The following is a 4,488-nucleotide window of genomic DNA, read 5'->3' on the forward strand; positions in this document are numbered from 1 at the left end:
TCGCCAAACAGGCTCGGCAGCCGAAGGCCTGTCTTCGCCGGCACGGCAATTTCTGATGGTTTCTGCGTGGCCTCCGCAGCCTTGCGCCTCGCCTGTCGTTTGGCGGCTTTGTCGTCCTCAGCCTTCGCCGTGTAGGACGCAGCCAAGAGAAGGATCAGCGAGAGTGTGGTCAATGTTTTCATGGTTTGATCAAAGGGATCGTCATCGAAGTAGGGGCCAACGCGGCCAATGTCACAACGGCGGCGGCAATAGCGGAAGAAAACCAGCGCGCAGCCAATCGTCACCGCGCTGTCGGTGAATCAGACACATCCACGATGACGCGGATTTGAACCAATCCATGCTCGATGGCCTGTTCCACCTGCCAGTCGAGCTTGAGCGTCCGGCGGTCTTGACTCAGCGAGAGGCGGTCGCGGCTCTTGAGGGATCGTCCCCCGCCTGACGAATAGACGAACCTCTTTTTGCCGAGCACTTCATCGGAGGCCGTGAGTTGATCTCCATCCGCGATGATGGCGATGATCGGACGGTCAAAGCTCACTTCACCGACGAAACGCATGGAATCGGGCTTGGCGGTGCCCTCCGCTGGTGGCGGACTGTATTGGATGAGATAGGTGTTCACGCGCCGTTTTTCAGCATGCAGCGTCTCCTCTCGTCTAACGATCTCATCCGGCCCATAGTCTCCTGGCTCGGTGAGGCTCACGGTGAAATCCGTCCTCAGCTTGGTCGCGAATCGTTCGGGGAAAATCACGAGGTTGTCGGCATCCATGACATCCGCCGGATTCAAGCCGGGCTGCGGAGCGGCGAAGCGAATCTTGCCCCCCGTGTTCACGACGCCAAACAAGACCTCCGCGCCGCGAAACGTGCGAGTGTTGAACTGCCGAGGCTTCAGCGCACCCGAGCCTTCGTTGATGGTCACCTCGCTGCCTTCCTCGATGACCTTCTCCTCGCGGCTCGCTAGTGAAGTCACCGCGACTAGGCCCTCATAGACCGCCACATCCGTCGCACCATTCGTCCCCACCGAGACGCCGAAGGTCGTGCCGAGATCCACCACCTTCGCCCGCTCGGTGTGGACCTGAAATCCAATGCCTTCTGGAGGAACATTCGCGGTGAGCTTTCCCGAATGAAGTCGCGTCTCACCGGGACCGATGAGCTCCAGATCTGCCGGACCTTCCAGAGTCAATCGAACGTCCTTGGCAAAATCGAGCCGCACCACGCCTGCGGCCAGCCTCAGGCGACCTTTCCCGACTCGCTCACCCGGAGCGAGCTTCCGATCACCCGACCAAGTGGCATCGATCTGATGCGCGACCGTGGCGAGCGACTCGTCTGCCCTCGGCAAACTCCACATCACGAACCATCCCAGCGCGATCACCGCCGCAATCGCCGCCGCAATCGCCGTCGCCTTTTGCACCACCGAATACCAACGCACGAGCGGCTTCGATGGTCTCAGCGCTGACAGCACCGCAGCGGATACATCGCGTGAACTCGTGCTGGGAAGAATGCACTGCATCACCTCACTCACCCGGCGATCTGCTTCATCCAGCAAAGGAAGACCAAGCAGAGAGTTCTGAATGCGAAGTTCATCCAGAAACCGCGCCTTCAAATCCGCATCCGCAGAGAAGGCCGTCAGCAACTCCCGCGACGCCTCCTCATCGAGCGTTCCGTCTGCATAGCCTTCCAGCAGTTCGTAGAATCGCTCGTCGTTCATGACGCACCTCCCGTTTGCGCTGACCGCTCCATGCACTCTCGCAGCGTCTTGCGGACGCGGTTCAAAGTCGTTGTCACCCAGCTCACGGTGCGCTGCTTCTGCTCCGCGATCTCCTTGCAGCTCCGCTTCTTGAAATAGCGGAGCGCCACCAGACCCGACGCCTCACGACCCAGCTTCCCGACGCAATCCCGCAGCCCGGCCAATTGATCCAAGCGAGAGTCCGGCTCCATGTCCTCCGTCACCGCCGTGGCAATCTCGACCTCCAACTGTTCGCGATAGTTCGACAGGTTGTTCACCTCCCGCCGCTTCTTCTCCATTTCGGTGAGGATCAAATATCGGCACGTCACGCACAGCCACACGCCAAACTCCTCGTCCGCCCGGAACTCCGCCAGCCGCTGATAAGCGCGAATAAACGTCAACTGCACCACCTCCTCCGCCAGAGTCCAATCCCCCAGCCTGCGCAGCGCGTATCCCAACAGCATGTCCTGATGCTCTCGCACGACCTCGCCATAAGCGTCGAGATCGCCATCTAAGATGCGTTGTTGAGTGAATGGGTTCATGCCGTCTCCGAAGTAGGGGCTGGAGTGAACTTTGTCACAAAATACATCCTTAACCTCGGAGAGAGGCCCATGCAGGCTTTTCCAAGTCCGGCAACTTCGCTTCCAATTGGTAAAGTTTGTCATTCAGATTCAACCCCGGCACCTCGGGCGCGAGGCCGTTGCTTCGCGGTGTGTCTTTGACTTCCGCAAACGCATTCAGCGATGCGATCAGCAAGCTGACGACGAGTGTGGCAACGTGTTTCATGGAGTGATGTCTGTTTTCGATCATGTGCTATTTCAAGCGCGTCACTTTCACATAGAACGCGTTGCACAGCATCTTGCCGTCTTTGTCCAGGAACTCCGCGGCCAGCTTGGTTTTGCCGGCGGTGAGGCGGACTGTGAACGTGGCGGACTTGTCCTCTGGTTTCGTGTCCATCGCCCATTTGTCCTTCGCGATGATGAGCTGCGCTTTGGCAATCGGTCGTGCGCCCGCCGAATCGGATGACCCTTTGGTGCCTTCGATGAGCGTCTTGCCGGATTCGAAAGGCCAGCGGCTTAGCTCGACCCGATACTCGCCGTCACTTTCGATTTCGACATCCCACTTACCCTTGCCTGCTCCGAGGGCGAGCGTGCCGGGGTTGTCATTGGAGTCACCTTGCCAGTCGCTGGCATAGAGCATCACCTCCGGCACGCTGGGATGCCCCAGAGGAATGTAACGGACATGGCGGTATTCCGCAGAGGCCTGCTGATACCATTCGTCATAGTAGGTGCTCAGCTCTTTGAGTATCCCGTCGTGTTGGGTGGCTACGTCGGTGTCCTGATGCGGATCGCTGGCCACATTAAACAAGGTCTTCCCGCCACCGAGCAGCCGCCATTTCTCGGAAAGAATGCAGGCGTCCACCCAACGCTTGCCAGGCACGCCATACTGAATGGTGATCTTCCGCTTGGCATGAGGCCAGGCTTCCTGACGCAGCAGGCCAGCCAAACTCACGCCGTCCATGGGAAAGCGGTTCTTTGGGTTGATGCGGCATAAGTCGAGCAAGGTCGGCGCGATGTCCTGCACTTGGGTCAACTCGGGAACATCCCGGCCATGCTTGATGCCGGATTGCGGCCAGCGAACGAAACACGGCACGCGGTGGCCACCCTCCCACAACTCGGTCTTGTGGCCGCGCATGCCGCTATTCGAAATCTGAGTGGCGGGCTCGGACCGCGAGCCGTTGTCGCTGAAATACACCACGATGGTGTTCTCCTTGAGCCCGTTCTTCGCGAGGAACTCGTCCAACCGCCCCATGTTCTCGTCAATGTTTGCGATCTGCCCGTAGTAGGGCGCATGCACCTTGAATTCTTTCCCATTGGCACTCTTCCACTTTCCCATGGAGCCATACGGCTTCGAGTATTTCTCCGGCACGCTATCGGGGACATGCGCGAGATGATTGGCCAGATAGACAAAGAACGGCTGCTGCTTTTGCTGGCACGTCGTCATGTATTTCATGGCCTCGGTGAACCAGATATCGCCCGAGAAGCCAGGATAGCGGATGTCCACGCCGTTGTGTTCCAGCACAGGATCCATGTAGGCGTCTGCAAACGTCTTTTTGGGGTTCAGCGTGCTGTTCTCCCAGTTCGACGCCAGCGATGGCAGCCCCCACGCACGGAAGGAGAGCACTTCCTGAAACCCACGATCCTGCGGGCGATAGGGATAGCTGTCGCCCATGTGCCATTTGCCGAAAAGGCCAGTCGCATAGCCCGCATCGGCGAAGTAATTCGACAGCATCGGAATGTCTTTCCGCACCATCGAGCGTCCGGCGTTGACCATGGTGCAACCGTTCTTCATCGCGTCCACGCCCGTCATCAATTGTGCCCGCGTGGGCGAGCACATCGGCGCGACATGAAAATCGGTGAAGCGCACGCTCTCCGCATGGAGCCTGTCCAGGTTCGGTGTCTTGAGAAACGGATGCCCGTGAGCACCGATGTCCCCGTAGCCCTGGTCGTCCGTCAGAATGATGATGACGTTGGGCTTGTTCGCAGGCTGTGGTGAGGCGGCGGGCAGCGCAGCCAGCGGTGTGAGTAACAGGGCGGTGAGAAGAGTGAGTGTGTGTTTCATGAATGTCTTTTCGTGCGGACCATGAGTTTTTGAAGGCGGCTCCGTCTTCACTTCGTCGGCCCGGGCGGCATGGGTGTGATCCATACCGTAGGAGTTGATGGATTCTTTGCCCACGAAGAAGGCCTGGAGCCCATTTTAAAATCGAG

5 protein-coding genes are annotated in these 4,488 nt (G+C 58.8%); all 5 read right to left on the bottom strand.

Annotated features, from left to right (window positions below; translation table 11 throughout):
* Positions 1-182, bottom strand: a 182-nt coding sequence (locus ACKVY0_RS00180) for a hypothetical protein (protein WP_409212759.1), incomplete at its 3' end; no start/stop codon positions are given.
* 98 nt (positions 183-280) lie between these two features.
* Positions 281-1,702: a FecR domain-containing protein gene (locus ACKVY0_RS00185; protein ID WP_409212760.1), complete on the bottom strand. Its 1,422-nt coding sequence runs from the start codon at positions 1,700-1,702 to the stop codon at positions 281-283.
* Positions 1,699-2,262, bottom strand: a complete 564-nt coding sequence (locus ACKVY0_RS00190) for an RNA polymerase sigma factor (protein ID WP_409212761.1) — start codon at positions 2,260-2,262, stop codon at positions 1,699-1,701. The genes ACKVY0_RS00185 and ACKVY0_RS00190 overlap by 4 nt, the downstream gene beginning before the upstream one ends.
* A 49-nt stretch (positions 2,263-2,311) precedes the next feature.
* Positions 2,312-2,506: a hypothetical protein gene (locus tag ACKVY0_RS00195; protein ID WP_409212762.1), complete on the bottom strand. Its 195-nt coding sequence runs from the start codon at positions 2,504-2,506 to the stop codon at positions 2,312-2,314.
* A gap of 27 nt (positions 2,507-2,533) precedes the next feature.
* Positions 2,534-4,342, bottom strand: coding sequence for an arylsulfatase (locus ACKVY0_RS00200; RefSeq protein WP_409212763.1), 1,809 nt, complete (start codon positions 4,340-4,342; stop codon positions 2,534-2,536).
* Between the last annotated feature and the right edge of the window lie 146 nt (positions 4,343-4,488).

The organism is Prosthecobacter sp., from assembly GCF_046154365.1.
In the GTDB taxonomy this organism is placed as follows: domain Bacteria; phylum Verrucomicrobiota; class Verrucomicrobiia; order Verrucomicrobiales; family Verrucomicrobiaceae; genus Prosthecobacter.